The following is a 26,260-nucleotide window of genomic DNA, read 5'->3' on the forward strand; positions in this document are numbered from 1 at the left end:
TACTCGCCAGTTCGTTAAATTTGCAAAGTTTGCTTGCAAATTGCACGCCTAAAATCTACTCATGAGTAGCTCTGACATGGGATTTTAGCGTAACGCTCGTACGGTTTTCAGCGAGAGCCGACTCCGCCGCGCCGGCGCGGCGTACTGCACCGCTGTGAGCACCCTCATAACTGACGGCGACCACCGTCAGAAGCCGCGCCGTGGTCTTCGCGTGCCCTCCGCGCCCACACGCCGGCGATCTATCCGGTCCGACCGTCCGCCTTCACCTGCCGTCCCGAAACGACCCCGGCGACTCGATGCCGAATGACCGACCCCCTATCGAATGCCCCGTCGACGAGGCGGTCCGGTACCCGCGCCCGCGCGTTCGTCCACATGCCCGATTTCCTCCCGGTTCCTCATTACGGCGGAAAGATATTGTGGCCGGATACAACCCTTGTCCGGGTCTTCACTTACCGACCGGGCGAGATTTCCACAGCCGGCCACAACCCGCACCGAACAGCGCTATGGTGTGCGTCACGTGCGCGGTCATCGGTGACGGGGTGCCGATCGGTAGCGCCCGCCCGCCGACGCACGGGGGATCGGAGCTGTGAATGCGGGATATCGTCGACGACCTACTGCGGGTATGGCGTTCCGGCCGGACCGGCGGACTGGCCACCATAGTACGCACCGGTGGTTCCACCGAACTACCGGTGGGCACGGCCATGCTGCTCGATCCCGACGGTGGGGTATTCGGATCGTTCATGCTCAGTGGTGTCGAAGAGGCCGCCTACGAGGCCACCCTCCAGGCCGCCCACACCGGTCAGCGCGCACTGCACCGTTTCGCGGTACCCCACCCCGTTTCCGGTGCCGACAGCGGCGTTATAGACGTGTTCACCGAACCGTTCTCCAGATTCCATTTCCCGGAATTCCCGACGGTGGCCACCGAAATCGCGGCTCACCGCCGGGTCACCGTTTTCACCGTGGTCTGGAATACGGAACCGGAGATGATCGGTCAGCATCTGGTCACCGACAAAAGGCACAAGACCGAACTGGTGTCGCTGCCCCAGTCGGATATATTCGTCGCCTCCTTCGCCCCACCTCCGCAACTGATCGTCTTCGGCGCCAACTCCTATGCGGCGGCCCTGTCCACCCAGGCCCGACTACTCGACTACCGGGTCACCGTCTGCGACGCGCGGCCCAACTTCGCCGACCCCGATTCGTTTCCCGGGGCCGAGGTCGTGGCCGACTGGCCCCACCGGTACCTGAACACCCTCGCCGCGGGCGGCCGGATCGAATCCACCACCGCGATCGTGGTGGTGGCCCACGATCCGCAGTTCGAGCTCCCGCTGCTCACGGTGGCATTGCGACTCCCCGAGATCGGCTATATCGGCGTGCTCGGCTCCCCCTCCACCCACGCCCGGCGGATAGAGGATCTCAAGGCGGGTGGTTTCGACGAGGCCGTACTGGCCCGGTTGCACGCCCCGGCCGGAATGGATATCGGCGCCCTCACTCCGGCGGAGACCGCGGTGGCCGTCACCGCGGAAATACTGGCCGCCCGTAACGGGCATCCGGGCCGGATCGCCGTACCGTACGCCACCGAGGCGGTCGCCGGTTAGCCGGGACGGCCCGGACGAGATTCGGCGTCAATCGGTACCGGGCTCTGTTGCGCTGCCCGCTCGTCGGGGACAGTGGTTCTCGTGATCCTCACGGTGACAATGAATCCCGCCTACGATATGACCTACCGGGTCGAACACTTCGCGCGGGGACAAGCACATCGGGTCAGCTCGGTCGAGCAGCGCCTCGGCGGCAAGGGCATCAATGTGACGCGGGTGCTCAACCAGCTGGGACGCTACACCCGCGCCACCGGCTTCGCCGACCACGCCTTCGCCGCGGCGGCGGAACTGGAGATGCCGGTGGATTTCGTGCACGCACTGCCGTGGGTGCGGCGCACGGTGGTGATCAGCGAATCCGATACCGGGACGGCGACCGCCCTGTGGGAGCCGGGAGCCCGGGTGTCGAATCCGCATGCCGCCGAACAGCTGGCGGTGCGAGTGGCCGGGCTACTGCCCGATATCGCCGGACTGGTGATCGCCGGTTCGCTACCGGGTGGTATCGATGCCGAGCTACCCGCGCGGATCGCCCGCACCGCGGTGGCCGCCGGGGTGCCAACCATCTGCGATCTCGATGGGGAGGCCCAGCACCTGGCCGCCCGGGTACCGGGCGTGGTCCTCATCTCCAACCTCGTGGAACTGCATCGACTCACCGACACGCGCCCGGAGGCACCGGACGCGGTCGTGCGTGCGGTCCGGCCGCTCATCGCGGCCGGCGTGCGCGCGGTGATCGTGACCCGCGGCGCGCTCGGTATGGTCGCGGTCACCGAAGGCCGGGCATGGTCGGCGGGACTGCCCGAACCGCTGGTCGGGAACACCACGGGAGCGGGCGACGCAGCGACGGCGGCGGTCATCTCCGCACTGTCGGCCACCGCCGAACCCGACTGGCCGGCCCTGCTCACCGATGCCGTGGCGACATCCGCGGCGGCGGTCGTCATTCCGGTGGCCGGCGAGATAGACCGCCGGCTGCGGGACCATCTCGCCCCCACGGTGCGTATCGCGGAACTCGCCGCTATTTGAGGACGTACGGGGAAACCGAACTTCGGTGCTCGCTGATATCGAGCTTCTTGCCCAGCGGGGGGAAGGCCCGCTGGGGACAGTTGGCGCGATCACAGACCCGGCATCCGGCCCCGATCGGGGTGGCCGTGGCCTCCCGCAGATCGATCCCGTCGGCATACACCACACGTCCCGCGTGGCGCAGTTCGCAGCCCAGGCCGATGGCGAAGGTCTTGCTCGGCTGCCCGTAGCGGGTGGCGCGGCGTTCCACGGTCCGCGCGGCCCACAGATATTTGCGGCCGTCCGGCATCTGCGCGATCTGGGTCAGGATCTTGCCCGGGTAGGCGAAGGTCTCGTACACATTCCACAGCGGGCAGGTACCTCCGCTGGAGGAGAAGTGGAAGCCGGTCGCGGACTGGCGTTTCGACATATTCCCCGCGCGGTCCACCCGGACGAACGAGAACGGCACCCCGCGCAGTTCCGGCCGCTGCAACGTGGAGAGGCGATGACAGATCGTCTCGTAGCTCTGGGTGAAGAACGCCGACAGCCGTTCGATGTCGTAGCGGAAACCCTCGGCCACCTCGTGGAAGTAGGTATAGGGCAGCACCGTCGCTGCCGCGAAATAATTCGCGAGACCGAGCATGGCCAGTTTCCTGGTTTCGGCAGTGGCAAAATTTCCCTCGTCGACCAGCTTTTCCAACAGCTGCCCGCATTCGAAATAGGACAGTTCGGCGGCCAGTTTGAAGGCACGCTGTCCGCCCGAAAGGTGCGGGGCGATCTCCAATACCTGGCTCTCCGGGTCGTAGCGGTGCAGCACTCCTTCGCCGAGATCGATACGCTCCACGACACGCACCCCGTGGGCACGCAGCAGCCGGGGAATTTCGCCGTACAGGTCGCCGCCGTGGAACCGGATGCGGTTGGCCAACTCCTCGGCGGCGGCATCGAGTTCGTGGATGTAATTCTGCCGCTGGTAGAAATAGTCGCGCACTTCCTCGTGCGGTTTACTGATCGCCGCGCTGCCCGCGCCGTCGGCGAACCGGTCCTCCGTGGCGGCGGCCAGTTGGGCGCTGGTATTGCGGTAGCGATTGTGCATATTGACCAGGGCTCGGGCCATGCTCGGGTGCGCGGACACCATTTCCGCGATCTCCCGGGCATCGGCCTCGATACCCAGTTCCTGGTCCATCACCACTTCTTGCAGTTCGGCTATGAGCCGGGTGTCGTCCTGCGGGGAGAAGAACGTCGCGTCGACGCCGAAGACCTCGCTGATCCGCAGCAGGACCGGCACGGTGAGCGGACGCACATCGTGTTCGATCTGATTGAGGTAGCTCGCCGATATCTCCAACTGCTGCGCGAGGGCGACCTGGCTCAGCCCGCGCTCGGTCCGCAATTGGCGCAGCCGAGCACCGACGTATGTCTTGGCCATTCGTCCAGTCTATGACTGGATTCGCATCATGCAATAGCGGAATTAACAGCGATTGGCCATCGGGTCAAAAGGCCTCTTCCGGGAGATTCATGACATCGATATCCAGGGCTTCGATGATCTCCTTGACCCCGGTCAGGGTGGGCAGGACATTCCTCGCGAAGAACTGGGCCACTCCGACCTTGCCGGTATAGAAAGCCCGGTCCTTGTCCGAGGTGTCCTCGCTCAGCGCGGCGGCGGCGGCCTCGGCCTGTACCAGCAATCGCCAGCCGATGAGCAGGTCACCCACGGCGAGCAGGAAACGCACCGAACCGAGGCCGATCTTGTACAGCTGGGTGGGATCGGACTGCGCGGCCATGGCGTAACCGGTAAGCGAGGACGCCATCGCCTGGATATCGTCGAGGGCGGTACGCAGCAGGGCACGTTCGGTGCCGAAGCGACCGATGGTGGTGTCCAGGAATGCACCGATCCGCCCGGTGACGTAACCGAATGCCACGCCCTGGTCGCGCACGATCTTGCGGAAGAAGAAGTCCTGCGCCTGGATGGCGGTGGTGCCCTCGTACAGCGAGTCGATCTTGGCATCGCGAATGTACTGCTCGATCGGGTAGTCCTGCAGATATCCGGAGCCGCCCAAAGTCTGCAGCGATTCGGTCAGGTACTGGTAGGCCCGCTCGGAGCCGGCACCCTTGACGATCGGCAGCAGCAGATCGCCCACCCGCTGTGCCATCTCGGCATCCGCACCGGATACCAGCTCGGCGACGTCGGCGTTCTGGTGGGCGGCGGTGTAGAGGTACACCGCGCGCAGGCCCTCGGCGTAGGCCTTCTGCATGAGCAGGCTGCGGCGCACGTCCGGGTGGTGCATGATCGTGACCCGCGGCGCGGTCTTGTCCGTCATCCGGGTCATATCCGCGCCCTGCACCCGCTCCTTGGCGTACGCCAGCGCGTTCAGATACCCGGTGGACAGGGTGCCGCTCGATTTGACGCCGACCATCATGCGCGCGTTCTCGATCACCTCGAACATCTGCGCGATACCACTGTGGGTATCGCCGACGAGCCAACCCTGGGCCGGGATGCCGTGCCCGCCGAAGGTCAGTTCGCAGGTGGGCGAGGACTTCAGGCCCATCTTGTGTTCGACGCCCGTGACGAAGACACCGTTGCGTTCACCCAGTTCCAGGGTCTGCGGGTCGAAGTGGAACTTCGGCACGTAGAACAGCGACAGCCCCTTGGTGCCGGGGCCGGCGCCCTCGGGGCGGGCCAGCACCAGATGGAAGACGTTCTCGGCGGTATCACCCACGTCGGCGCCCGAGATGAAGCGTTTGACCCCCTCGATATGCCAGGTCCCGTCCGGCTGCTCGATCGCCTTGGCGCGACCGGCGCCCACATCCGATCCGGCATCGGGTTCGGTGAGCACCATGGTGCCCGCCCAGTGCCGTTCGAAACCGGCTGTCGCCCAGTGTTTCTGCTGCTCGTTGCCGATCCGGTACAGGACCGCCGCCATGGCCGCGCCCATATCGAAGAAGATCGCCGCCGGGTTGGCACAGGTGATCATCTCGTTGACCGCCCAGGCCAGCGCGGCGGGCGCGGGCGTACCGCCCATCCCCTCGGGTAGGCCGAGGCGGTGCCACCCGGCCTCCTGGACGGCCAACACGGTCTTGCGCAGCGGTTCGGGGACCTCGACAGTATGTGTCCGCGGATCGAAGGTGACCGGTTCCCGGTCGGCCGAGACGAACGATTCGGCGACCGGCCCCTCGGCCAGCCGTCGAACCTCGGCCAGGATGTCGCGAGCGGTATCGCTGTCCAACTCGCCGTAGGCCCCGGCATCGAGCAGTTTGTCCAGCCCGAACACCTCGAACAGGTTGAACTCGATATCGCGCACGTTCGCCCGGTAGTGGCCCACCGTGTCCTCCTCGACTGGTCCCTACGGCCACCCGGCCGCGTAGTGGCGGTTTTGACATCGTTCGAACGCCCGGTGTCATACACCACATTGCCCTACAACCGTGATGCCCATCCAGTTCACACCGGATCGGAACGGTTCCGCCCCTTCGAGATCCGGCGGGCCGGGACGGATCAGGCGGTGGCGGGTTCCTCCTCGGCGGCGGGTTCCTCCTCGGCGGCGGCCACATCCGCATCGAGCCGCTCTGATTCGATCTCCATCGGCCCGGCGGTCTCCCCGAGCCGTCGGGCGAGGACCGTGAGGCCGACACACGCTCCGTCCGAGGCATTCGCCTCGGACGGAGAGCTCAGCAGCCCCGCTGCAACGGCCAGCACGCCACCGGTGTCGTCGACGCGGGCGCGGTCACTTCGGGGGAGGGCGTGGTCGCGGCGGGATCGGTGTCCGGCCCGTCGGACAGCAACGCGGCGACGATCACGGCGAGCACCACGCACATGCCGAATACCGCGACCAGCGTGACCACCCAGCCCACGGTGGCCTGACCGGGCGTCGGTTCCGGAACCCGCTCCTCCGGCAGCGGTTTCGCCCGTTTCGTCTCCGGCAGTTTCTCCGCGAAACCCGCGGTCAGCAGTTCGTCGCGGGCGGGCGCCCACCCGGTGAGCGCGGTGGTGGCGGCACGCACCCGGTCGGCGGTCCACCGGGGTTCTCCGGGCGCGAAATTCTCCAGATAGATACGCAGTTCGGTGGAATCGGTGACATTGCCGACCACGACGTCCAGCCCGGGACGCACGCTGACCCGAGCCGGACGCAACACCGATCCGCGAAACGGCACCACGGCCACCGCGCCGCACAGATGTCCGGGATCGAATCCGGTGCGTTCGAAGGCCCGTTCCACCTCGCGCACCGAGTTCTGCACCATGGTGGAGGGGTCGGCGCCGAAGGCCAGATCGAGTTCGGCGTTCTCCGAGCCGACCTTCCACCGCCCGTCCGTGGACACCTCGAACACACCGCTTTGGCGCCGCCGGAATCCGACCACCTCCACGACGGTGATGCCGTGGACGGTGAAAATCACCGCGTCGATCTGTCTGGTGCCGCGGTCGGTACCGACACGCAGATCCACCATGGCCAGCCCGGCCGCCGGGAAATGCCGTAGGCATTCCACGAATTCCTCTTCGGCCGCGGTCAATTCCGCCCGATCGTCGACCTTCACCAGCATCGTGCACTCACCCCACCGCGCCACGACACGTGCTCATCCACCATCCGGCCCCCTCTCGAATAATGTCCCGGCAAATCTACTGGCACACCACCCATCCGGCCACCACACCGGTTTCTGCCCTCACAGCGAATCACATTGTGGCGTTATTGCACAGCAATACGCCACCGAAAGGCCGGAACGAATCCCCATTGGCGGTTGGCGATCGCCGACGCGATCCTCGTCGGGCGTGAGGGCGGTCCCGATCACCGGCTTTTCGTCGGTCCGGGCGCGGCCGGCCGCGCGGCGTACCCGTTTACCGCGCGCGATCGCGGTGGCCGGCGCGCCGAGCGGCCGCGCAACCGGGGCGCGTTCGAGCGGCCCGACGGTTGTCAAACCCACTCGACCAACTGGACGACGATGCCGTTGGGGTCCTCCATCTGGAAGTAGCGTTCACCCCATTCCTCGGTCTCGATGGGGGTGAGGATCGGGACTCCCGCCTCCCGCAGGCGCTCGTATTCGCCGTCGATGTCCTCCACCACGAAGACAACCAGCAAACCGTCACCCGCACTGCCCGCCGCCTTCGCGGGTTTGAAGGTGGGCAGGCCGGTGCGCAGATAGATGAGGTTCATTCCGGCGTCTTCACGGGCCAGGGAGACGAACCCGTCGGCCGACATCCGTTCGGTGAAGCCGAGATGGTCGATCACGAACTGCGCCGAGGCCCGCGGGTCGGGAACATTGAGCGAGATGGCGGATTCGGTGATGCGCATGGATTCTCCTGCCGTCAAAACTCCGTATGCCGTACAGCATACTTTGTACAGAGTTTTATCGGTTCCCGCATGGTGATCCGACTCACGCTTATTCGGGAGATCCCCCGACAGGACGCACTACGAGACCGGCCCGACTCGACGGGCGTATTCGGGCCGGACCCGTGCTCAGAACTCGTCGCGACGAATACGCAGGGTGGTGATGGTGGCGGCCAGACCGTCGTACTGGTTGACCAGCAGCACGATTTCGATCAGCCGGCGCTCGTCGTACCAACCGGCCAGACGCTCCCAAGCGGCATCATCGATATCGCGGGTCCGTACCAGCTGATCGACCGCGTCGAGCAGTGCCCGGTGCCTGTCCGACCAGCCGGGAGCGACCGGCCCGGAACGCACCCGCTCCAGGATTTCGGGCGTGACCCCGGCTCGGCGCCCCAGCCGGATGTGATGGTCCATCTCGTATTCACAACCGCGCAGATGCGCGACCCGCAGGATCACCAGTTCGGATTCGTGCCTACCGAGGCGACCACCCGGCATAAGCTTCCCGCCGAAGTGCAGCCAGCCGCGAAACAGCCCGCCGGTACGACCCAGTGTGCTGAACAGCTGCGCGTCCCCGGTACCCGACACCTGTGAAAGCACCCGCCACACAGCCCAGTTCAACGGTCCCAGCTCGCGCAGGCGACCCGGGCGAATACGTGGTTGCGACGTCGAAACCATCCGTTCCACCTCTCCAGCGATGTATACCGAACCCGCCGCGTGCGGGCGCGGTCCGCGTCCCGAACCTACCCGCACGGCACGTGTTCCCGTAGCCCGCACACCGCACGAAGTCAGCCGAGGAGCTCGGAAACCGTGACGAATCGGTAGCCGTCGGCCCGGAGTTCGGCGACGATCCGCGGAATGGCCGCCCGCGACGCCGCACCGCTGCCGTACATGGTGTGCAGCAAAATGATCGACCCGGGACGCACCCGCTCGACAGTGGCGGCGACGATATCGTCCGCCGACGCCCCGGCGGTCTCCGGCTCCACATCCCAGGTGACCGTCGTCCGGTCATGGTCGGACAGATAGCGGGGAAGCGCCCACAGTTTCTTGCCGTACGGCGGCCGAAAAGTGATCGGGCCCCGGTATCCGGTTTTGCGGATCTCGACATCGGTGCGTTCGACCTCGGCGGCGACGGTATCCCGCGAGACCAGCACCATACGCCGATGCGAATAGGTGTGGTTCCCGATTTCATGCCCGGCGGCCACGATCGCGGCACCCAGTTCCGGCCGGGCGGCCAGATCACGGCCGTTCAGATAGAACGTCGCCGGCACACCGGCGGCGGCGAGGATATCCAGTACGTGTGGGGCGCGTTCGCTCGGCCCGTCGTCCAGTGTCAACGCGACCACCTTCTCGGTGGTGTCGACCCGGTCCACCAATCGCCCGGCCAACTGGAAGGACCGCGAGTTCATCAACTGATACCCACCCACAAACAGCACCAGAACCGTGACAAGCCCCAGCGCCACACCGATGATCCACCGTCGCATTGCCGTTGTATATCAGTTGCCCGGCAATACTTCTCTCAGATGTGCGGCGGCCACACCGGCCTGACGTGCCCCGGCCTCGTAGGCGGGTCTCAGCGCGGCACCGGCGAAGAGGTCGACGCCGAAGGCGGTGATCGCGTCCGCGTCGGGAACGATGGAGATCACCCGGGCCGCACCGAGTTCGCGATCGGCCCGGGTGCGTGGGAAAAGATGCGCCAGCGGTTCGAGGATCACCACGGTATCGGCATCCGCGGCGAGGTCGGCGTTGATCGACGAACGAACGCCGCCGTCGACGTAGTGGCGCCCATCGATCAGAATCGGCGGGAACACACCCGGCACGGAGGTGCTGGAGGCCACCGCCTGGACCAGCGAGGCCTCGCCGGCGCGGGTCCACGGCCGCAACTCACCCGTGGTGAGGTCGACCGAGGTGACCACCAGGTCGTGGTCGGGCCAGTCGGCGAACCCGATCAGAGAGCCGATTCGAGCGATATGCGCGTCCTGGTCACCGGTCGCTGTCGACAGCGCCAGTTCGGCGGCCCGGCGGATCGCCTGCTCCCGCTCCGGCCCTCGGGTGCGCAGGAGGCCGGCGATCTCCAGCAGCGGACCGAACTCACGCTGTACGGGAACGGGCTCCGGGGGCGCCGGAGTCAGCAGACGGCTCAGGTCCCCATCTCCGGCCAGTACCGCACCGACAATCGCTCCGGCGGAGGTGCCGACGATCCGATCGGCCGTGGACAGCTCGATTCCCGTATCCCGCAGCCCGGCGGTCAGCCCCGCCAGCCAGGAGATACCGACCGGACCACCCCCACCCAGCACGAGCGCGGTTCGGGGCGAGTCGGGCGGCGACGCATCGGACATAGGGCCAACCTAACGACCTCGCCCTCGGCCGCGCGGCGGAAGAGGTGATGGTGCCGCCGTAGCAGGGATCAGTCGGGCCGCACGGCCCCGACCGTCCGAGCGATGATCTCGTCGACGCTCGGATTCTGGCCGGAATCCGGTTCGACATCCCAGGTGACGGTAATGCGGTCGTGGTCGGACAGATAGTCGGGCAGGGTACATGGTTCCTTGACGAATACGCTATCGGGCCGTGGCCCAAGCGCGCGTGCGGTCCGGCTTCACGCTCAGCTGCCAGGCGGAAGGATCCGAATCGCCGACGCCCACCTGTTGTCGTCGCCGCGATACGGTCTTTTGGTGAACTCGAAATCCAAATCACGGCCGAGCATTAGTTCCGCTTCCCAATTCATCCACGACAAATCGCCGATGTATATTGCCGGTGTACCAATGGGGACGTCGACCTCGAGATCAGTATCTCGGCCACGCGAGTATTTGACGGAATTGATCCCATCATGGTATAATGCCGTACTCACGTAGTCTTTGAATCGCCCACGGTCACCCGGGCGAATATCGGCAAGATCGCGGTCCGGGACGAGCCGGCCCGACTGAATGGATTTCCACACCTGCAGCCTTTCGGTCACCGGCTGAATCCGTACTATCTCGTCCAGCTGTTCAATACGTTCCCAAGTCGACTGATAAAATTTATACTCGCCGCGAAGAGCGGAATTGATGGCAGTGTCCGAACCCCCCGTGTAATGCCCTAACAGTTCCCGTTGGGCGGGGGTGAGTTGTGCAATGGCTCTACCCCATACCCGCTGCCCATACTCACGCGTTTCATTGATTGTGTGGAGAATCCGCGGCGGCGCAACCACAAGATTCGCGGGCCGCTCCGCGCCGCGGATCCGGCCTACGGCCTCGTGTTCGAGGTTGGTCGCGTGTTGCGGTACCCGCTTCAGCGGAAGATTGAGCCGCTCCCCGATCGTTTTGTGCAGGTCTGTCGCCGTCGTCAGGTTTTTGGATAGCTGCTGCGCGAGAGCACGCATCGTCGCCGCCAAGACCTCATGCTCGCGCACCTGCTCTTTCGCCGCCTCGTCCGCTCGTCGCGTAGCCGCTCCGCTGCAACCCTCAGGAAGGTAGAGCGATCAGACAAACAGACATCAATGGTAGCCGAATTCGGTTCAAATCGTCCCTTTTGCGTGATCGTTGCTCGTTCGGTTTCGAAAGCCGAGCCGAATCTCAGCGCAAAAGCTGCCGACAATGGGGTTTACCGCAAACCCGATCGGACCCCACGCTTTCGGCGCGGGTCGGATCGGGTGGCGACCAGCGATCAGAAGTTGATCATATGCCCGGCCATACCGTGGACGGCCTCCTCCAGGGCCTCGCTCGGGGTCGGGTGGGCGTGCACATTGCGGGCCGGCTCGTTGACGGTGAGATCCCACTTCTGCGCCAAGGTCGGCTCGGGCAGCAGTTCGCAGACATCAGGGCCGAACCAGTTCGACCGAGCGGCCAGGTCGCGGCCGTTCAGATAGAACGTCGCCGGCACACCGGCGGTGGCAATGATGCCCAGCACGTGTGAGGTGCGTTCGCTCGGGCCGTCCAGCGTCAGCGCGACCACCCTGCTCGGCGCGAGCATGGGTGCCCGACCACTGCGATATCGCCGTGGATCTGGCCGAACAAGGAAATAGGGCTCCCGACCGCAGCGGCATCCGCGGTCGGTGAACCGCGTCGTTCACCGCCGGCCGATACTCACCGGCCGCCCACGAACAACCGCGCGGGAAGGAAGAGCTCATGACCGGAATCGAACCGGACCGTCACCCCGTCCGGGCGCCACTGGACACTCCGCATCATCGGTGTGGAATTCCCGGCTATATCCACTCCGACCACGTGACCGTAGGACAGGCCTGGATCACGACTCACCCACACCTCGTCGGGGAGCCGACGCCGCAGCAGCCAACTCTCCCGCCGCGCCACTCCCACGTGGTAGATCGCCCCGTCGTATTCGACGTTCTCCGGCTGGGTGTCCGTCTCGCATATCTCGTGGTGTGAGAGCCAGGTATCGGCCGCGATGCCCGCACCGATGACGAGAGCCGTCGACATGGCTCCCGCGAGCGACCACACCCACCGGAACACACGCGCCACGGACATGCGGCCAGATTAACGGACCGCGCTCGCCCGGGCGCTTCGAGAAAAAGCGACCCGGCGCCGTGACAGCCACTGCGCCGGGTCGAGAAACCTCTGGTCAAAAGTTGATCATGTGCCCGGCCAGACCGTGGATGGCCTCCTGCAGGGCCTCGCTCAGGGTCGGGTGGGTGTGCACGTTGCGGGCCAGCTCGTTGACGGTGAGATCCCACTTCTGCGCCAAGGTCAGCTCGGGCAGCAGTTCGGAGACATCGGGGCCGATGAGGTGGCCGCCGATGAGCTCACCGTGGGTGTTGTCGGAGATGAGCTTGACGAAACCGGTGGCATCCCCCAGGCCGTGTGCCTTGCCGTTGGCGGTGAACGGGAAGGTCGCGACCTTCACGTCGTAGCCCTCGTCGCGGGCCTGCTGCTCGGTGAGGCCGAAGCTGGCGACCTGCGGCTGGCAGAAGGTGGCCCGCGGCATCATCCGGTAGTCGCCGAGCGTCAGGGTCTCCGCGCCGCCGATGGTCTCGGCGGCGACCACGCCCTGCGCCTCCGCGACATGCGCGAGCTGCAGTTTCCCGGTGACATCGCCGATGGCGTAGATATGCGGCACGTTGGTGCGCATGTAGTCGTCGATGGCGATGGCGCCGCGTTCGGTCACGACCCCGGTGTTCTCCAGGCCGTAGCCCTCCACCCGCGGCGCGAAGCCGACGGCCTGCAGCACCTTGTCGACGGTGACGGTTTCCAGCGCGCCCGTCTTGTTGTCCTTGATGGCGACGGTGACCTTGGAACCGTCGTCATCGATGGACTGCACGGCGGCACCGGTGGTGATGGTGATACCGAGTTTCTTGTAGGCCTTGGTGATCTCCTTGGACACATCGGCGTCCTCGTTCGGCAGCGCCCGGTCCAGGAACTCCACGATCCGCACGTCTACGCCGTAGTTGCGCAGCACGTATCCGAACTCCATACCGATGGCGCCCGCACCGACGATCAGGATGGATCCGGGCAGATCGCGGGTGAGGATCTGCTCCTCGTAGGTGACCACATTGGCGCTGAGCGAGGTGCCCGGCAACAGCTTGGTGACGGTGCCGGTCGCGATGATCACGTTGTCGAAGGTGATCGTCTCGGTGCCGCCCTTTGTGAGCTCCACCGAGATGGTGTTGGGGTCTGTGAACGTCCCCTTGCCGTCGTATTCGGTGATCTTGTTCTTCTTCATCAGGAAGTGGACGCCCTTCACGCGGCCGTCCGCGACCTTGCGGCTGCGGTCGAACGCCGCACCGAAGTCGAAGGACGCCTCGCCGGTGATACCGAACGTCTTCGCTTCCTTGGTGAAGATATGGGCCAGCTCCGCATTGCGCAGCAGGGCCTTGGAGGGGATGCAGCCCACGTTCAGGCATACGCCTCCCCAGTATTTCTGCTCGACAATAGCTGTTCGCAGGCCGAGTTGAGCGGCGCGGATCGCGGCGACGTAACCGCCGGGACCAGCCCCGAGAACGACGACATCATAGTGGGAAGTCACGGTGTCGAGCCTAACTCCGTCGGTCCGGTCCGGCTTACCCGGCTGCTCCTACCGGCGGGTTCACCGGGGCCGTCCTTCTGCCCGTCCGCGTCCAGGACGAGGTGGAATCCGCACGGAGAACGGAGCTCCGATTTTCAACGGCCGTTCGCCCGAGTCGTTGCCGCTGTCCACCGCCGACCACGTGCGCGGGATGGGTGGCCGACCGTACCGCGCAGCGGGCACGGGCTGCGACGGGCCGGCGACCACGGCTGGGCGACAATGTGGACATGAACGGCATCGAGGAGAGCGTGACCGACCCCTATCTCTGGCTGGAGGACGTGACCGGCGACCGGGCGCTGGACTTCGCCCGGGCCCACAACGAGGTGGTGGTGGAGAGGTTCGCCTCCAACGAGCGGTTCGAGACGTTGCGCGGCCGCATCCTGGACATGCTCGATACCGACGCCAAGATCGCCTACCCTGGCCGCCGCGGGCCGTGGCTGTACAACTTCTGGCGCGACGCCGCCCATCCGCGCGGGCTGTGGCGGCGCACCACGCTCGCCGAGTACGCCCGCCCGGCGCCGGAGTGGGATGTGCTGATCGACCTGGACGCGGTGGCGGCCGCCGAGGGCGAGAACTGGGTATGGGGCGGGGCGGGAGTGCTGCGGCCCGAGCAGACCCGGGCCCTGATCAGCCTGTCGCGCGGTGGCGCGGACGCCAAGGTGGTGCGTGAGTTCGACATCGAGAAGCGTGAGTTCATCGCGCCCGAGTCGGGTGGTTTCTTCCTGCCGGAAGCGAAGTCCCAGATCGGGTGGATCGATATCGATTCCGTGTATGTCGGCACGGATTTCGGGCCCGGTTCGCTGACCGATTCCGGGTATCCACGCATCGCCAAGCGCTGGCGGCGCGGCACTCCGCTCGCCGAGGCGGAAACGGTATTCGAAGGCGAAGCCGAGGATGTCGCGGTATCGGCCGGCTACGACCGGACACCGGGATACGAGCGGCATTACATCGGGCGGGCCACCGACTTCTTCAACGAGGAGGTGTATCTCCTCGGCGAGGACGGTTCGCTGGTCCATCTCGATATCCCCTCCGACGCCGTCGAATCCTGGTACAAGGACTGGCTGCTGGTGCGGTTGAAGTCACCGTGGGAGGTCGGCGGTACCACGTACCCGGCCGGCGCCCTGCTGGCCACCGGATTCCCCGAATTCCTGGCAGGAGAACGGGAATTCGAGATCCTGTTCGCACCGGACGAGCACACCTCGCTCCACGGATACGGCTGGACCGAGAATCACCTGCTGCTGGTCGCTCTGGAGGATGTGCAGACCAAACTGTACGTCCTCACCCCGGGGGAGCAAGGCGCGAGTGGCTGGCGAACCGAACCGCTCGCCGATACCCCGCCGATGGCCACCACCAGTGTGCTGAATCTCGATCCGCTCGACGGGGGCGACGATTTCATGCTCACCACCAGCGGTTTCACCACTCCTACGACATTGCTCGCGGGCACGGTGGGGTCGCCGCTGACCCAGTTGAAACAGGAACCGCATTTCTTCGGCGCGGAGGGGGTCGAGACCGAACAGTTCTTCGCCCGCTCCGACGACGGGACCATGATCCCGTACTTCGTGATCCGCCACCGTGATCGCCGCGGCACCGCCGGGCCGACCGTCATGTCCGGATACGGCGGTTTCGAGGTGTCCCGTACCCCCGCCTACAGCGGTGCGTCCGGTATGGGCTGGCTGGAACGGGGTGGCACCTGGGTGATGACCAATATCCGCGGCGGCGGCGAATACGGCCCGCAATGGCACACTTCGGTACAGAAGGCCAACCGGTACAAGGTCTACGAGGATTTCTCCTCCGTTGCCCGCGACCTGGTCGAACGCGGGATCACCACCGCCGCGCAGTTGGGGGCGGTCGGCGGCAGCAACGGCGGGCTGCTGATGGGCGTCATGCTGACCCGCTACCCGGAATTGTTCGGCGCCATCGTCTGCCAGGTGCCGCTGCTGGATATGCGCCGCTACCATCTGCTACTGGCGGGGGCGTCGTGGATGGCGGAATACGGCGACCCGGACAACCCCGAGGAGTGGGAGTACATCGGCAAATACTCCCCGTATCAGCGCGCGATGGCGACCGGCGCGGGCGCCGGATACCCGCCGATCCTGTTGACCACCTCCACCCGCGACGACCGCGTCCATCCCGGCCATGCCCGTAAGATGGCCGCGCTGTTGGAGGAACAAGGGCATCGCGTCTGGTACCACGAGAACATCGAGGGCGGGCACGGCGGCGCCGCCGACAACAAACAGTCGGCGTTCCAGGCGGCGCTCATCTACGAGTTCTTCACCCAGACGCTGATCGAGAACCGCTCGTCGGCGGAGTGAGACGCCCGGCGGGAAACGCGAAGACGAGCAGCGCGGCCACCGCCACCGCGGCCACGCATTCGATGCCCACCGAATCGAATGCCGGCCCGGTGGCGGTCATGCCGATGGGCACCCCCACCGCGTTGACGAACCCCTCGACGGAGCCGAACCGGGCCAGGTCGGACGTCGACAACCGCGCCTGGAGGAGCGCCTGCCAGACGATTCCGGCGGCCGATATGGCGAAACCTGCCATTACGCACCCCGCGAACAGGGCGATCGGGCCGAGCACGGTCCGATCGGAATAGCCGGCGACCGCCCCGGCTTCACATGCGACGGCGCCGGTCATGGCCACGGCGGCAAGACGCCAACCGAATCTGCGCAGGGCCGCGACCAGTGACAGCGAACCGGCCAGACTCGCCACCGCCGTACCCGTCGTCAGCATCGCCCACAATCCGGCACCGCCGTTTGCGCCCACCGTGAGTGTCGGTCCCGCCACCGCCACCATTCCGATGACGAACGAGACCGTGAACCACAGTCCGACCGACCATCCGAGCCAGGGCTCGCGGCCGACAATCGCCCGAAACGACCCGAAATCATCGGATGTTTTATCGGGATTTTTCCCGGCCGGTGCGCCGGGATTACACATCCTCGCCCGGCGCGCATAAACCAAGGCGAGGATATTCAGGCCGAAGGTGGCCGAATCGAGCAACAGAATCCAGAAGAATCCGAGTGCCTCGAACAGAATCACCGCTGCCGCCGGCCCGATCAGAACACTGATATCCAGGATGACGGCCAGGATGGCATTTGCCGGGCGCAACTGTTCGGCAGACACGATCTCCGGCAATGTCGCCGCCGACGCCGGACCGTAGAACGCTGTGGCGACACCGTACCCCGCGGCCGATACCGCCATGGCCGGCGAATCACCGGCCACCACGAGAAACAGCGCCAGCCCGGCCTGCGCCCCGATGCGGGCCAGGTCGGCGAGGATCATGACCGCGAATCTGTCGTATCGCGACGCCACCGTCCCGGCCAATGGGACGCACAGAAACCGGCCCACCCACAAACTCACCAGCACGACGGACAGCGCACCCGAGCCGCCGAACCGCTGCACCGAGTACACCGCGAACGCGACGGGGATAATGCCATCGGTCAGGGCGGAGCACGCACTGCCGATACAGATCCCGCGGAAGGCCTGGCCCCGCAGCGGCGCGGTCGCGGTGTCGAACACGTCTCGGATGGAACCCCCATACAGCGGATTTGCGGTCGACGGTGCCGCGCGTCAGGTCATTGTGGCCGAGGCCGCCGGCTCGCGCCAGGTAATTTGGCCTCCTGAGGGCATCTCCGATGTACGGCTTCAGCCGCGCGAACCCTCTCGTCGGTCGGGATGACCGGAGAACGTAGCGCGCAGGCACGGTCCTTCAGGGCCAGGACAGCGCCTCGAGTCGGTGACAAACCGTGGCGCTATCGTGTCGGCCATGGGGAGAAGGTGATCAAGCGAGCATACAAGTACCGCTTCTATCCCACTCCCGAACAAGCCGACCAGCTCGCCCGCACCTTCGGGTGTGTCCGGTACGTGGACAACCGGGCACTCGCGGAACGTTCCCGCGCCAGGAGCAGCGCCGCATCTCCTATGCCGAGTCGGACAAGATGCTCACGGCCTGGAAACGCGACCCCGACACTACGGGGCTCACCGGGCCGTCCAAGGGTCCGTTGCAGGCGGCGCCGCGGAATCTGCAAGCCGGGTTCGACAGGTTCTGGCGCAAGCAGGGCGGGTATCCGAAGTTCAGGAAGAGGGGGAAGTCGAAGGACTCGGCCACCTACTTCGCGAACTGCTTCGCCTACCGCAACGGGCAGATCACGCTCGCCAAACAAGCCGAACCGCTGAACAGCCGGTGGTCGCGTCCGCTACCGGAGGGCGCGCGGCCGTCGCAGGTCACGGTGTCGAAGGATGCGGCGGGCCGCTACCACATCTCGATCCTGGTCGAGGAAACGATCCACGAGCACGCCCCACCGACGCCACGGTGGGGGTGGATGCGGGAATCACGTCGTTGTACACGCTCTCCACCGGGGAGAAGGTGTCCAACCCCCGGCACGAGAAGCGCGACCGCGCCCGGCTCACCAAGGCGCAGCGGGTGTTGTCGCGGAAGCAGAAGGGCTCGGCCAACCGGACCAAGGCACGGTGGAAAGTCGCGCGGATTCATGCGCGGATCACCGATCGTCGCCGCGATCATCTGCACAAGCTCTCGACTCGATTGGTGCGCGAAAACCAAGTGATCGCCATCGAGGATTTGAGTGTGCATAACATGGTCCGCAACCGCTCGCCGGCACGAGCGATCTCGGACGCGAGTCGGTCTCGGTTCCGGTCGATGCTGGAATACAAGGCCGACTGGTACGGGCGCACCGTGGTCGCGGTGAACCGGTTCTACCCGTCGTCGAAAACCTGTTCGGTGTGTGGTCGGATCAACGATGCGATGCCGTTGCACGTCCGCACTGGGAATGCCCGTGCGGGGCTTGTCACGATCGGGACGTGAACGCGGCGAGGAATATTCTTGCGGCCGGGCCGGCCGTCGAGGCCTGCGGAGATGGTGTGAGACCGCCCCGCAGTTGATGCGGGGAGGCAACCGTCGGTGAAACAGGAACACTCTGCCGTGAGGCAGGGAATCCCCATCCTTCAGGACGGGGAGGAAGTCAACACGGCAATACCGGCACCGCAGGTGTGCTCATCCAAGAATTCCTCACCCCGCTGCCGGCCGATGGCCGCGCGGCACGGTAACGGCATTTTTCTCCGGGTCCGGAGTCGAACTCCAGCCCCACAAAGGTGAGAATCCCAGCACAACGCACGGAAGCAACAGACCTCCCACGCCGACCGCCAAAGCTGGACGAACACCTAAGGTTTCCGCGGCAGCGCCCGCGGTGGCCGCTCCGGTGGGTGCGGCCACCGCGGAAATCCACCGCATCGATGCGCTCACCCGAGCCGGTGAGTCATCCTCGGCGGCCGGCTGTCGTATCGTCCGCTGCACGACGTTGTAGCCCACCAGACACCCGGTCACCACGGTAACGCCGATCATCACCGCCGGAAGCCGCAGTTCGTCCCACATCGGAACAACCACAAGGGCGTAACAGGGAGCACACATCGCCGCGAAACACATCAGCGCACGCCCATCTCCCCAGCGCCGGCCGAGCCCCAGGGCCACCGGCCCCCCGACCGATCCACCGAGCGCGCCAACACCGCCGACAAGCCCGATCAGACTGGGACTCCAACCCAGTGATCGGGCCAGATACACCAGCCATATCGCCGAGATATAGGCCAGAAAGCAATTCGTGACCGCATTGGCCGGCGCGATCGATCGCAGAATGGGATCGACCATGACATACCGCAGGCCGGCGACGACCAACCGCCATGTCTACTGCCGTCGCACATGCGGGAAAGGCTCTTCGTCTACCCGGATGAGCCTCAGCACGACGGTCAGCAAGGCGACCATTGTGATGGCCACCGCCAACGATGCGTGACCACCGATCGTGGCGAAGAACCAGCCGCCGGCGACCGGGCCGATGAATTGCGCGACGGACTCCGAGACACCGAATTTGGCATTCGCCGAGCGCAACCGCGGCGACGATACCAACAACGGGGGTGAGGCTCTGAAAGGCGATCGGATTGACGACCCGGGCCGATTCGGACAGAAAGTCGACGATGTAGAGCGCATACATCGTCGTCGTACCCAGACGACCGGTGTACGAGAACATACCCAGCCACACCGCGACCTCGGCGAGGTTCGCGTAGACCATCGACCGCCATCTGCCGAACTTCTCCACATACGCACCGGCCTGCAGGGTGAACAGCAGGCGCGGTAGCAGCCCGCAAAAAGTCAATGCAGCGGCCTCACCGGCCGAAGCGCCGATTTCGGCAACGGCGGGCAGGGCCAGACCGAAGGGAAGGTAGGCCCCACCTAGCCCGCCTATGGTCTGCGCAAACCAGAAGACATTGAAGCGGGCGTCCACACCGGCCCGCGAAACACTTGTCATTAGGAATCCCACCGCCGCCGAGATCGTCATGGTCTCGGTGGAACCTTCGTAAGCTTCAGACATTGTCAATCACCCCCACCCCCGGAATATGCCATCACGGCATTGTCAACGTTAACGTGAGCAACACTGTGGCACAAGGACTTTCATAAGACGACCGGCAAGGGCCGCTCTTCGTGTCGGCTCAGCGGTCGCGCAACCACTTCTCGATATGGTCGACGGTGCTGCGCGGATCTTGGATCCAGCCATTGTGGCCGAGGGCGCCAGGTTCGTGCCAGGTGGTTATATCCGCGTGGGGCAGCTTCTCCAGTAGGTGCCGGGCCGAAGACGGTGGGGTGAGGTCGTCGTCGGACATGGTGATGGACAGAACGGGCAGCTTCAGGCGCGCGATGCGTTCCTCGTAGTCGATATCGGCGCCCACCGGGACGAAGCGGCCGGTACGGGCCAGCCGCGCCCAGTCGGAGACGAGCACCTTGGATTGCCGTCCGAAACCGGCCGGGCCGAGCCGGTCGCCGGGCCAGACGCCGGCGAGGTTGGCGGTCAGGGAAACCGCGGCGGTACCGACCAGCATGCCGGGACGGACGAGCCCGCGGTAACCACGGTAATACGGTGTGCCGGAAGCGATCAGGATGAGACCGCCGAGCCGGCCGCGGATCCGGGCCGCGTACATGACGGCGAGCTGGCCGCCCAGACTGTGCCCCAGCAGGTAGGGGGTGCTGTAGGGAAAACGGGTCCGTACCACTTCGAAGATCGCCGGGAAATCCACTGATACCAGCTCGTGGTAGCCGTAACTGCTGGTGGCATCCGGTTTGGGGGTGCTGTCGCCGTTACCGCGCAGTTCGCCGATGGCCACGTCGAAACCACGTTTGGCCAGCTCACGAGCGAAATACAGATAGTACTCGGCGGGCACGCCCAGGCCGGGCACCATCACCACGACGGGACGCGGCGTATCGGGTGTGACCGGGTGTCGGTGCACGCCCGAAGCCGAGACCAGCCGCACCGGAACGGTGCTGCCATCCGGCATCTGGATCGGGACCGTCTCCACCACGCCCAGCCTAATGCGCGCCGCGGGGTATCGGACGCCGACAAACCGCGCGGAGTGTCGGCGCGGGTGCACCCGATCCACCCCACCGGACCTCGGTTGTGCCGTCAGGCCGCGACGGCACCCATGAGTACCCGGCTGAGCACCCCGATGACCTCGTCCATCGGACGGCGCGGCTCCGCACCGCTCCACTCATCGACCACATAGTTGATCGCGCCGATCACAGCCAAGGCCCGCAGGTCGTAGTCACCGGCGGGAATCGCGCCCTGCTTCGCCGCATCCTCGACGATGCCGGTGAGCAGGACCCCCCACTCCCGGCGCGATTCCATCCGCCTCTTCTCCGCCTTGGGGCCCGCGCCGACCACCTCGACCAACGCGACCCTGGCCCGGCGTGGATCGGTTCCTATGGACTGCACATAGGCCCGTACCGCGGCGGTGATGTTCTCGCGTGCGCTCGCTCCGGCGTGCTCGTCGAGCGCGGCCAGTACCGCGTCCCGGGACTCGCGATCGATCAGATCGAACAGTTCCAGTAGTAATGACTCGCGCCCGGTGAACTCCTCGTAGAACTGACGCGACGATAGTCCGGCGTCCTTGCAGATGGCGCCGACCGAGCTATTGGCATAGCCGTCCCGAGCGAAAATCGTCAGCCCGGACTCCAAAAAACGCGCACGCCGTTGCCGCTGCCGGTCTTCTACGGGCTGTCCGGCGTACTTCCGCCCCGAATTCACATCCTGTGACATCGACGCAAACAATACAGAATGGCCCGATCTTCTCGTCACCGATCGGGCCTGTCCGGGCAGCAACGACCCCGCGCCGCAACCGAAAACGGCCGGACGCAATGGGGTCGCCGTATTCGTACCAATGTGACCATACCGGCCGCTACGCCGATGCGCCCTATTTTAGAGGGAAATACTAGAATAATTTTCTTATTGCAATATATGAAATACCGGGAACGATACGGCGATCCGGGAGACGAGTGGGAGCAACCGGCCACCCGGTTGTCCTCGTCTATCTCTGCTATACGCATGACCGCGGCGAGCGTTACAGGGTGCGCGGCTCCGATATGTCCCGGCGCGGAATCTCGACGCAGGCGTCACGAGCCACGGTGAGCCTTACGAGCCCTGTACTCTGGCCACCCATGGTGGCTCCATACACCCGCTGCTTCCTCGACCAGCGCGACAATTACGTCGCCGACTTCCGGATCGAGTTCCTCACGCCCGCCACGCCAAGGGCCTGCCGGATCGACTCGCAGCCGGTCGGTGATCCCGCACCACACAGCGAACCCGTGCACGGTGTCGACCTTGCGTGCCTACGCACGCGCCAGTGCGCGCACTGTCTCGTGCCCCATCGGGTTGTAGCGGGTCCGCACAGGCGCGATCGTTCTCGCCAGGAGTGATCGCAATAAGTCTGCGCGGCCAACTCGCGCAGGCTCAGGCCCCGCTCGGCACGAGGCCGGTGCGGTTCGTTCGGGGTTCATACCTGGCAAACGTGCGGCAGTTGTCCCCAATGTCCTCAGCCCTGCGGCTTCGGTTTGCCCAGCAGACCTTGAAGCCGGCGTAACCGTATCCACAGCTCCCGCCAGGTGGTGACGTGGATACACCACCAGCGCACCATATTTTGAGGATCGAATCCCGATGACCGAGTTTCACGCAGACCCTGCCGCCGAAGCACTACCTGTCGAAGTGCCGCCGCCCAACCGCGCGATGGCGTCCGCCCTCCGCCTGTGGAATGAGGGCCGATGCTACGACCGCAGCGTAGTAGAGCGTATCGCCGCAGGTCTCCGCAATCTCGATACACCTCGCCGTACAGATGGACCCATGTGTCCAACAGGAGGTCGACGGCGTCATCACCCGCTGGAGAGCGGCGCATCCGGCGTGCACGCCGTGACGTACCCGGATCGGGTGCCGGCGGTCGCGTATCTGCGCACCGAGAAAGAACGGTATCGCTACCACGATGAGACCGAGTGAACACGGTCGGAGTGACCGAAGTGTTCGGCGGTCAGCCGGAAGTACCGGTCACGAACGCCACCTGTTGCCCGGTAAGCCTGGCAATAGCCGCGAAATCCTTGTCCTCGCACAGGATTGTGAGCCGGCTGTGTTCGGCGGTCGCCGCAATGAGAAGGTCCACCGGACCGGCCGAGCGGTGTGTTCCCCGCTCGGTCATCAGCTGCTGAATCTCCTCGGCACGGTCGTAGGCCCGGTCGGGCATCGGGGTCCAGCCGAACAGGTCACGCAGTAATCGCCGCTTCTCGAGTCGGTCGGTCAGCGATCGGGACGAGTACAGGAATTCGAGTTCCACGATCGGGCAGGTGGCGATCACTCCTGCGGCCAGCTGGTCGGCCCATGCCTTCCGGTGGGGTTCCTGGAGAATTCGGAATAGCCCGGAAGTATCGATGAGGTAGATGGCAGGGGTCACCGGCGGTAGGCCGCCTTGTTGGCGAGGAATTCGTCGAAGTCTCCTCGGTCGGCCATCTCACCGAGGCGGGCGAGAGCGCGCATGCGGACCAGCCGTTGGCCGACTTCGCGCAGAGCGGCATTGACCGTGTCCTTCTTGGTCTTCGTGCCGAGCACCTCTGCGGCGATCGCCAGCGCTTCGTCATCGATTTCGATCGGCGTCTTGGAAAATCCCATGATCACCCATTTCCTCAGGATATCTCCGATATCTGATATAGACACCTAGGATATCCCAATACTGAGGCGGTGCTCGTCGCACCGGCGTATCCGTGGGGGATCGCCGAAGGAGCCAGGTCGATCAGCGGACGATGGACCAGGCCGAAGCCCAGGCCGATGTCGGGATGCCCGAAGGCCGGCCCACCTCGGAGGGTGGACCGGCCTTCGGTTCGAAAGGTGTTGCCGGGAAGCGGGACTCAGAAGTCCATGCCGCCCATGCCGCCGGTCGGGTCGGCGGCCGGGGCCGCGTTCTTCTCCGGCTTGTCGGCGACGACGGCCTCGGTGGTCAGGAACAGGGCCGCGATGGAGGCCGCGTTCTGCAGGGCCGAACGGGTGACCTTGACCGGGTCGGCGACGCCGGCGGCCAGCAGATCCTCGTATTCGCCGGAGTCGGCGTTCAGGCCGTTGCCGGCGGGCAGGCCGGCGACCTTCTCGGCGACCACGCCGGGCTCGAGGCCGGCATTGAAGGCGATCTGCTTCAGCGGAGCCGACAGGGCGACCTTCACGATGTTCGCGCCGGTGGCCTCGTCACCTTCCAGCTTCAGCTCGTCCAGCGCCGGGGCCGACTGCAGCAGGGCCACGCCGCCACCGGCGACGATGCCCTCTTCGACGGCGGCCTTCGCGTTGCGGACGGCGTCCTCGATGCGGTGCTTGCGCTCCTTGAGCTCGACCTCGGTGGCCGCGCCCGCCTTGATGACGGCGACGCCGCCGGCCAGCTTGGCCAGCCGCTCCTGCAGCTTCTCACGGTCGTAGTCGGAATCGGAGTTCTCGATCTCGGTGCGGATCTGTGCGACCCGACCCTTGATGGCCTCGGCGTCGCCGGCGCCCTCGACGATGGTGGTCTCGTCCTTGGTGACGACGACCTTGCGAGCCTGGCCGAGCAGCTCGACACCGGCGGTCTCCAGGGAGAGGCCGACCTCTTCGCTGATGACCTCGCCACCGGTCAGGATGGCGATATCGGCCAGCTGCGCCTTGCGGCGGTCACCGAAGCCCGGGGCCTTGACGGCGACGGACTTGAACGTGCCGCGGATCTTGTTCACGACCAGGGTCGACAGGGCCTCGCCCTCGACGTCCTCGGCGATGATCAGCAGCGGCTTACCGGCCTGGATGACTTTCTCCAGCAGGGGCAGCAGGTCCTTGACGGTGGAGACCTTCGAGCCGACCAGCAGGATGTACGGGTCCTCGAGGACCGCTTCCTGACGCTCCGGGTCGGTGACGAAGTAACCCGAGATGTAGCCCTTGTCGAAGCGCATACCCTCGGTGAGCTCCAGCTGCAGGCCGAAGGTGTTGCTCTCCTCGACGGTGATAACACCTTCCTTGCCGACCTTGTCCATGGCCTCGGCGATCAGCTCACCGATGGACGCGTCGCCCGCGGAGATACCGGCGGTGGCGGCGATCTGCTCCTTGGTCTCGACCTCCTTGGCGGTGTCGAGCAGCTTGGCGGTGACGGCCTCGACGGCCTTCTCGATACCGCGCTTCAGGCCCAGCGGGTTCGCGCCGGCCGCGACATTGCGCAGGCCCTCGCGCACCAGCGCCTGGGCGAGCACGGTGGCGGTGGTGGTGCCGTCGCCCGCGACATCGTCGGTCTTCTTGGCGACTTCCTTGACCAGCTCGGCGCCGATCTTCTCGTAGGGATCCTCGAGTTCGATCTCCTTGGCGATGGACACACCATCGTTGGTGATCGTGGGGGCGCCCCACTTCTTCTCCAGAACGACGTTGCGACCCTTCGGGCCCAGCGTCACCTTGACCGCGTCGGCAAGGCTGTTCAGGCCCCGCTCGAGGCCGCGACGGGCCTCTTCGTCGTACGCAATTGTCTTGGCCATTGCGGTGAGATCCTCCAAGTAATGAGGCTGACACATAGAGTGACCGCCCTGTCGGGTCACCCCAGCTTCGCTTGGCCAGGCTCGGTGCCCGCGACGGACGACCGGGGTGTCATGTACCCGATCTCACCGTCCCGACCTGGCACTCACAAGTCGAGAGTGCCAAAGCCATTATTAGCACTCGAGGGATGCGAGTGCAAGGTAGTTGCGACTCGCTATAGCACGTCGGTGACCCGCAGAGCCAAGGCCAGAAAGGCATCGGCGCGCCGCTCCTCCGGGGTCCGCGGTTCCCCTTCCTCCACGGTGACGAACTCGGCGTCGTGAAGCAACAGCTCCGCTTCCACTCGCATGATGGCCCGGATGAACGGTGGAGCCACTTCCGGGGGCAGATCCCCGTTGACGACATAGCTCCCATCGGCCCGCGACTCCGTCGACACATACGACAGCGCGCGCAGCAGATCCTCCCGGCGCTCCCCCGCCACCAGGTCGGAGTCCGTGTCATCCGCCATTGCTATAGATTACCGGGCGCCTCG

At 65.7% G+C, this 26,260-nt stretch carries 26 protein-coding genes and 3 pseudogenes; 6 read left to right on the plus strand and 23 right to left on the minus strand.

All coding sequences use genetic code 11. From position 1 onward, the window contains the following. Positions 1–590 precede the first annotated feature (590 nt). Positions 591–1,595 (plus strand): XdhC family protein, encoded by a 1,005-nt coding sequence (locus ON20_RS23450; protein WP_040838625.1) that lies wholly within the window; start codon positions 591–593, stop codon positions 1,593–1,595. Positions 1,596–1,676: 81 nt separating this feature from the next. Beyond that, a complete protein-coding gene (locus tag ON20_RS23455) occupies positions 1,677–2,609 on the plus strand; it encodes a hexose kinase (RefSeq protein WP_083865186.1) in 933 nt (310 codons plus the stop codon). On the opposite strand, the gene ramB is transcribed toward ON20_RS23455, so the two are convergent. The 14 genes and pseudogenes from ramB to lpdA all read right to left on the minus strand — a co-directional run bounded on the left by ramB (position 2,602) and on the right by lpdA (position 13,846). Beyond that, the gene (gene ramB / locus ON20_RS23460) at positions 2,602–4,008 is read right to left on the minus strand and encodes an acetate metabolism transcriptional regulator RamB (protein ID WP_040838626.1); all 1,407 of its coding nucleotides are present in this window, start codon (positions 4,006–4,008) and stop codon (positions 2,602–2,604) included. The genes ON20_RS23455 and ramB overlap by 8 nt on opposite strands. A 64-nt stretch (positions 4,009–4,072) precedes the next feature. After that, positions 4,073–5,902: an acyl-CoA dehydrogenase gene (locus ON20_RS23465; RefSeq protein ID WP_040838627.1), complete on the minus strand. Its 1,830-nt coding sequence runs from the start codon at positions 5,900–5,902 to the stop codon at positions 4,073–4,075. Between the two features lie 170 nt (positions 5,903–6,072). Further along, a complete protein-coding gene (locus ON20_RS23470) occupies positions 6,073–6,273 on the minus strand; it encodes a hypothetical protein (protein WP_040838629.1) in 201 nt (66 codons plus the stop codon). After that, entirely contained in the window at positions 6,246–7,136 is an 891-nt protein-coding gene (locus tag ON20_RS23475) for a nuclease-related domain-containing protein (RefSeq protein ID WP_051163158.1), read from the minus strand. Before ON20_RS23475 ends, ON20_RS23470 begins: the two co-directional genes overlap by 28 nt. Positions 7,137–7,232: 96 nt before the next feature. After that, a complete protein-coding gene (locus ON20_RS38055) occupies positions 7,233–7,484 on the minus strand; it encodes a hypothetical protein (protein WP_218002597.1) in 252 nt (83 codons plus the stop codon). Next, positions 7,481–7,858: a VOC family protein gene (locus tag ON20_RS23485; protein ID WP_040838632.1), complete on the minus strand. Its 378-nt coding sequence runs from the start codon at positions 7,856–7,858 to the stop codon at positions 7,481–7,483. The genes ON20_RS38055 and ON20_RS23485 overlap by 4 nt, the downstream gene beginning before the upstream one ends. A gap of 165 nt (positions 7,859–8,023) precedes the next feature. Next, the gene (locus ON20_RS23490; RefSeq protein ID WP_040838917.1) at positions 8,024–8,569 is read right to left on the minus strand and encodes a carboxymuconolactone decarboxylase family protein; all 546 of its coding nucleotides are present in this window, start codon (positions 8,567–8,569) and stop codon (positions 8,024–8,026) included. A 110-nt stretch (positions 8,570–8,679) separates the two neighbouring features. Continuing rightward, positions 8,680–9,375 carry a polysaccharide deacetylase family protein gene (locus ON20_RS23495; protein ID WP_040838634.1) on the minus strand — a complete coding sequence of 232 codons (696 nt, stop codon included), beginning with the start codon at positions 9,373–9,375 and terminating at the stop codon, positions 8,680–8,682. Between the two features lie 12 nt (positions 9,376–9,387). Further along, the gene (locus tag ON20_RS23500) at positions 9,388–10,230 is read right to left on the minus strand and encodes a patatin-like phospholipase family protein (RefSeq protein WP_040838635.1); all 843 of its coding nucleotides are present in this window, start codon (positions 10,228–10,230) and stop codon (positions 9,388–9,390) included. 263 nt (positions 10,231–10,493) lie between these two features. Continuing rightward, positions 10,494–11,279, minus strand: coding sequence for an ADP-ribosyltransferase (locus ON20_RS23505; protein ID WP_040838636.1), 786 nt, complete (start codon positions 11,277–11,279; stop codon positions 10,494–10,496). Positions 11,280–11,533: 254 nt separating this feature from the next. Further along, a pseudogene (locus ON20_RS39130) lies at positions 11,534–11,692 on the minus strand (oxidoreductase dimerization domain-containing protein); the annotation flags it as partial. A gap of 30 nt (positions 11,693–11,722) precedes the next feature. Then, a pseudogene (locus ON20_RS40650) lies at positions 11,723–11,839 on the minus strand (polysaccharide deacetylase family protein); the annotation flags it as partial. A 113-nt stretch (positions 11,840–11,952) separates the two neighbouring features. Continuing rightward, positions 11,953–12,351: a hypothetical protein gene (locus ON20_RS23515; RefSeq protein WP_051163160.1), complete on the minus strand. Its 399-nt coding sequence runs from the start codon at positions 12,349–12,351 to the stop codon at positions 11,953–11,955. A gap of 94 nt (positions 12,352–12,445) precedes the next feature. Then, positions 12,446–13,846 carry a dihydrolipoyl dehydrogenase gene (gene lpdA, locus ON20_RS23520; protein ID WP_040838639.1) on the minus strand — a complete coding sequence of 467 codons (1,401 nt, stop codon included), beginning with the start codon at positions 13,844–13,846 and terminating at the stop codon, positions 12,446–12,448. Positions 13,847–14,112: 266 nt separating this feature from the next. Here lpdA and ON20_RS23525 point away from each other — a divergent pair, with 266 nt between their 5' ends. Beyond that, on the plus strand, positions 14,113–16,197 hold the full coding sequence (locus tag ON20_RS23525; RefSeq protein ID WP_040838921.1) for a prolyl oligopeptidase family serine peptidase: 2,085 nt from the start codon (positions 14,113–14,115) through the stop codon (positions 16,195–16,197). Here ON20_RS23525 and ON20_RS23530 read toward each other — a convergent pair. Further along, positions 16,157–17,404: an MFS transporter gene (locus ON20_RS23530; RefSeq protein ID WP_040838640.1), complete on the minus strand. Its 1,248-nt coding sequence runs from the start codon at positions 17,402–17,404 to the stop codon at positions 16,157–16,159. The genes ON20_RS23525 and ON20_RS23530 overlap by 41 nt on opposite strands. 156 nt (positions 17,405–17,560) lie before the next feature. Between ON20_RS23530 and ON20_RS41265 the strand changes: the two genes are divergently transcribed. The 3 genes and pseudogenes from ON20_RS41265 to ON20_RS41275 all read left to right on the plus strand — a co-directional run bounded on the left by ON20_RS41265 (position 17,561) and on the right by ON20_RS41275 (position 18,784). Beyond that, the gene (locus tag ON20_RS41265; RefSeq protein ID WP_245547426.1) at positions 17,561–18,061 is read left to right on the plus strand and encodes a helix-turn-helix domain-containing protein; all 501 of its coding nucleotides are present in this window, start codon (positions 17,561–17,563) and stop codon (positions 18,059–18,061) included. Positions 18,062–18,203: 142 nt separating this feature from the next. Next, positions 18,204–18,608, plus strand: a pseudogene (locus ON20_RS41270) (RNA-guided endonuclease TnpB family protein); the annotation flags it as partial. A gap of 17 nt (positions 18,609–18,625) precedes the next feature. Then, positions 18,626–18,784 carry a zinc ribbon domain-containing protein gene (locus tag ON20_RS41275; protein WP_498043798.1) on the plus strand — a complete coding sequence of 53 codons (159 nt, stop codon included), beginning with the start codon at positions 18,626–18,628 and terminating at the stop codon, positions 18,782–18,784. 127 nt (positions 18,785–18,911) lie between these two features. On the opposite strand, the gene ON20_RS23540 is transcribed toward ON20_RS41275, so the two are convergent. The 8 genes from ON20_RS23540 to ON20_RS23575 form a co-directional block, all read right to left on the minus strand. Beyond that, positions 18,912–19,571, minus strand: a complete 660-nt coding sequence (locus ON20_RS23540) for a hypothetical protein (RefSeq protein ID WP_040838641.1) — start codon at positions 19,569–19,571, stop codon at positions 18,912–18,914. A gap of 9 nt (positions 19,572–19,580) precedes the next feature. Then, positions 19,581–19,781, minus strand: a complete 201-nt coding sequence (locus tag ON20_RS23545; RefSeq protein WP_218002598.1) for a hypothetical protein — start codon at positions 19,779–19,781, stop codon at positions 19,581–19,583. Positions 19,782–20,380: 599 nt separating this feature from the next. Continuing rightward, positions 20,381–21,241: an alpha/beta hydrolase family protein gene (locus ON20_RS23550; RefSeq protein WP_040838924.1), complete on the minus strand. Its 861-nt coding sequence runs from the start codon at positions 21,239–21,241 to the stop codon at positions 20,381–20,383. A gap of 104 nt (positions 21,242–21,345) precedes the next feature. Next, positions 21,346–21,978 carry a TetR/AcrR family transcriptional regulator gene (locus tag ON20_RS23555; RefSeq protein WP_040838644.1) on the minus strand — a complete coding sequence of 211 codons (633 nt, stop codon included), beginning with the start codon at positions 21,976–21,978 and terminating at the stop codon, positions 21,346–21,348. 1,258 nt (positions 21,979–23,236) lie between these two features. Beyond that, positions 23,237–23,653, minus strand: a complete 417-nt coding sequence (locus tag ON20_RS23560) for a PIN domain nuclease (RefSeq protein WP_040838646.1) — start codon at positions 23,651–23,653, stop codon at positions 23,237–23,239. Next, a complete protein-coding gene (locus ON20_RS23565) occupies positions 23,650–23,868 on the minus strand; it encodes a type II toxin-antitoxin system VapB family antitoxin (protein WP_040838926.1) in 219 nt (72 codons plus the stop codon). Before ON20_RS23565 ends, ON20_RS23560 begins: the two co-directional genes overlap by 4 nt. A 236-nt stretch (positions 23,869–24,104) precedes the next feature. Then, positions 24,105–25,730: a chaperonin GroEL gene (gene groL, locus ON20_RS23570; RefSeq protein ID WP_040838928.1), complete on the minus strand. Its 1,626-nt coding sequence runs from the start codon at positions 25,728–25,730 to the stop codon at positions 24,105–24,107. 212 nt (positions 25,731–25,942) lie between these two features. After that, positions 25,943–26,236 (minus strand): DUF222 domain-containing protein, encoded by a 294-nt coding sequence (locus ON20_RS23575; RefSeq protein ID WP_040792852.1) that lies wholly within the window; start codon positions 26,234–26,236, stop codon positions 25,943–25,945. Between the last annotated feature and the right edge of the window lie 24 nt (positions 26,237–26,260).

Origin of the sequence: Nocardia brevicatena NBRC 12119, assembly GCF_000308495.1 — a bacterium.
GTDB classification, from domain to species: domain Bacteria; phylum Actinomycetota; class Actinomycetes; order Mycobacteriales; family Mycobacteriaceae; genus Nocardia; species Nocardia brevicatena.

Bases quoted from the DNA above. Each gene is read 5' to 3' on its own strand.
- ON20_RS23450 (WP_040838625.1), top strand. From the start codon at position 591: ATGCGGGATATCGTCGACGACCTACTGCGGGTATGGCGTTCCGGCCGG.
- ramB (WP_040838626.1), bottom strand. From the start codon at position 4,008: ATGGCCAAGACATACGTCGGTGCTCGGCTGCGCCAATTGCGGACCGAG.
- ON20_RS23485 (WP_040838632.1), bottom strand. From the start codon at position 7,858: ATGCGCATCACCGAATCCGCCATCTCGCTCAATGTTCCCGACCCGCGG.
- ON20_RS23490 (WP_040838917.1), bottom strand. From the start codon at position 8,569: ATGGTTTCGACGTCGCAACCACGTATTCGCCCGGGTCGCCTGCGCGAG.
- ON20_RS23495 (WP_040838634.1), bottom strand. From the start codon at position 9,375: ATGCGACGGTGGATCATCGGTGTGGCGCTGGGGCTTGTCACGGTTCTG.
- ON20_RS23500 (WP_040838635.1), bottom strand. From the start codon at position 10,230: ATGTCCGATGCGTCGCCGCCCGACTCGCCCCGAACCGCGCTCGTGCTG.
- ON20_RS23515 (WP_051163160.1), bottom strand. From the start codon at position 12,351: ATGTCCGTGGCGCGTGTGTTCCGGTGGGTGTGGTCGCTCGCGGGAGCC.
- ON20_RS23525 (WP_040838921.1), top strand. From the start codon at position 14,113: ATGAACGGCATCGAGGAGAGCGTGACCGACCCCTATCTCTGGCTGGAG.
- ON20_RS41265 (WP_245547426.1), top strand. From the start codon at position 17,561: ATGACCGGAGAACGTAGCGCGCAGGCACGGTCCTTCAGGGCCAGGACA.
- ON20_RS23555 (WP_040838644.1), bottom strand. From the start codon at position 21,978: ATGTCACAGGATGTGAATTCGGGGCGGAAGTACGCCGGACAGCCCGTA.
- ON20_RS23565 (WP_040838926.1), bottom strand. From the start codon at position 23,868: ATGGGATTTTCCAAGACGCCGATCGAAATCGATGACGAAGCGCTGGCG.
- groL (WP_040838928.1), bottom strand. From the start codon at position 25,730: ATGGCCAAGACAATTGCGTACGACGAAGAGGCCCGTCGCGGCCTCGAG.
- ON20_RS23575 (WP_040792852.1), bottom strand. From the start codon at position 26,236: ATGGCGGATGACACGGACTCCGACCTGGTGGCGGGGGAGCGCCGGGAG.